The sequence below is a fragment of the Ilyobacter sp. genome, assembly GCF_041583315.1.
Taxonomy (GTDB): domain Bacteria; phylum Fusobacteriota; class Fusobacteriia; order Fusobacteriales; family Fusobacteriaceae; genus Ilyobacter.
In genome coordinates this window covers 1-2,603 of the sequence record NZ_JBFHGC010000416.1, presented here as the reverse complement: position 1 = coordinate 2,603, position 2,603 = coordinate 1, and the positions used below count along the sequence as shown (strand labels likewise).

General features: G+C 37.9%; 2 protein-coding genes. Both read left to right on the top strand.

Going from position 1 to position 2,603, the window contains the following annotated elements; genetic code table 11:
* Positions 1-1,214: O-antigen ligase family protein (locus ABZA26_RS12285; RefSeq protein ID WP_372714804.1), on the top strand; the 1,214-nt coding region annotated here is incomplete at its 5' end.
* Positions 1,215-1,353: 139 nt separating this feature from the next.
* A partial coding sequence (locus tag ABZA26_RS12280) for an ABC-F family ATP-binding cassette domain-containing protein (RefSeq protein WP_372714803.1) occupies positions 1,354-2,603 on the top strand: 1,250 nt, incomplete at its 3' end.

Below are 2,603 nucleotides of genomic sequence, written 5' to 3'. Positions count from 1 at the left end.
TGGGAAAAGTGGCATATCCAGAAGGGTATATCAGTATGGCTCAGGTGATCAAGTTTTCTCCTAAATTTCATAATGTGAAAGCGACTCTTGGAAATTCAAATTATACCGGATCCTATGCAGTTATGATTTTTATGTTTCTTCTTCCTTTGATATTAAAATCTAAAGACAGGTTTACAAGGTATATTTTTATTTTTTTCTATTCTGCAAACCTTGCCCTGCTTTTAGCCGGTAGATCTAGGGCCGGGATTTACGCCTCTATAGCATCTTTTTTCATATTTCTGGTCCTCTGCAGAAGAGAGATATGGAAGAGAAAGATATTTCTCGTGGAAATACCTATCATTACAGGAGCGGTATTTTTAACCTTGAATCTGCTGTCCTCTGGGGCGGTGGGGGACAATATAGAGAATCTTGAACTGAACAAAAAGGTCAATCTGAGAGAGGTCAGGAGTATAGGGGATACTCTTGAAATAACCTCTTATGACGATAAACTGGTATTAAAATCTGAAGAAAAAAATTTATCATTTTACAGAGAGGATAAGACTCCTATACCTACAAAGTTGAATGGCAACATAATAAGTTTGGAAGATTCTGGATTCAGCAAGTATTCCTTTGAAACCAAAGGGAACGGAATCGTGGAACTTCATTATGATGAGGTGAAATTCCCTTTGGTTATTCAAAATGAAGTTTTTAAAACCATTGGGTGGTCTAGAAATCCTGAGGAGATAATAACTCCAGACAGAATGGAAAAGTGGGACAGATATCAGAGAAAAGCTTCAGCGAGGGTTTATATATGGTCGAGAAGTCTGCCGATTTTGAAGAAATCAGGATTTTTCGGTTTCGGTCCTGATACCTACCCGATAATCTTTCCTCAGAATGATTACTTCGGGAAAACGGTGTCTTGGGGAAACCCCTATATGTTTGTGTCCAAGCCTCACAACCTCTACCTTCAGATAGGTATAAACACAGGTTGGATCTCACTTTTTGGATTTCTTCTCCTGGTGATCTCCTACTGTTTGGACTCCTTGAGGATTTATTTTAACAGCAGTTATGAAAATATATATGAAATTGTAGGAGTTGGTTGCAGTCTGGCAGTCATAGGATATCTCATGACAGGAATGTTTAATGACAGCGCAGTCTCGGTGGCACCGACATTTTGGGCTATATTAGGGCTGGGGATATCAATGAATCTAAAAATAAGAAAAGAGATAATCTAGGGAGCGCAAGCTCCCTTTTATAATTCTTAAGTATTATCCTTTTTAGAGTTAAGCAATACTATTCAAAAACTTGGAGCAGATGATAATTTATGATATACTTTCAAAGAATGAAAACCTATAAAAGTTAGGAGAAAAATAGATGGCTGTATTGCAGATAAACAATGTACATAAAAGTTTTTCAGGAGAAACCCTCCTTAAAAATATAAGTTTTTCAATAGATGAAAAGGACAAGATCGGACTGGTGGGGCTGAACGGTGCCGGGAAAACCACTCTGGTAAAGATCCTCCTTGAAGAGGAGTACCATGATATTGACGAGGATACCAAAATCCAGGGAACCATCTCAAAAAAAGGCGGACTCAAAATAGGATACCTTTCCCAGAATTTTGATCTCAACAAAGAAAACAGGGTTTTCGACGAGCTGATGTCGGTATTTTCATACCTGAAGCAAGATTATGAAAGAATACAGGAGCTCAATGAAAAGCTGGCTGTAGACCTTGATAACTTTGACGAAATAATGGAAGAGCTTGCGGAATTATCTACAAAATACGAACAGGAAGAGGGATATTCCATAGAGTATAAGGTAAAACAAATTCTTACAGGACTTAATTTTCCAGAGAGCCTTTGGAAAAACGTCATAGGAGATCTTTCTGGAGGACAGCAGTCAAGGATAGCCCTTGGAAAAATACTTCTTGAAGAACCTGAACTACTCATACTTGATGAGCCTACAAACCACCTGGATCTAAATGCCATAGAATGGCTCGAGAAATTCTTGAAAGATTATAATAAAGCTTTTATACTGATATCCCATGACAGATACTTTCTGGATAACGTTATAAATAAGGTTTATGAACTGGAGAAAAAGACGGTAAATATCTACAGGGGCAATTTTACAGACTACACTATACAAAAGGAAGCCTATCTCACAGGGGCAATAAAATCCTATGAAAAAGAGCAGGATAAGATAAAAAAAACTGAGGAGTTTATAAGGCGTTACAAGGCCGGAGTCAAGTCAAAGCAGGCCAGAGGCCGGGAGAAAATCCTGGACAGAATGGAAAAGATGGACGATCCTGTTGTCAGCATAAGAAAGATGAAGCTGAAATTTCAAGTGGAGAATGTGAGTACAGACAGAGTGGTGAAGATAGAAAATCTTTCCAAGAGCTTTGATGGACAGGAGATCTTCAGAGATGTAAACATGGAAGTGTATAGGGGAGACAGAATAGGCCTTATCGGAAAAAACGGTGTGGGGAAATCAACTATACTCAGAATACTAAATAATTTAGAAAGCAAAGATGATGGGAAAATTCTTTGGGGAGAAAGAATAAAAATAGGTTATTATGATCAAAAACATGAAGGCCTAAATGAAGATGCCACTGTTATAGAGGAACTTCT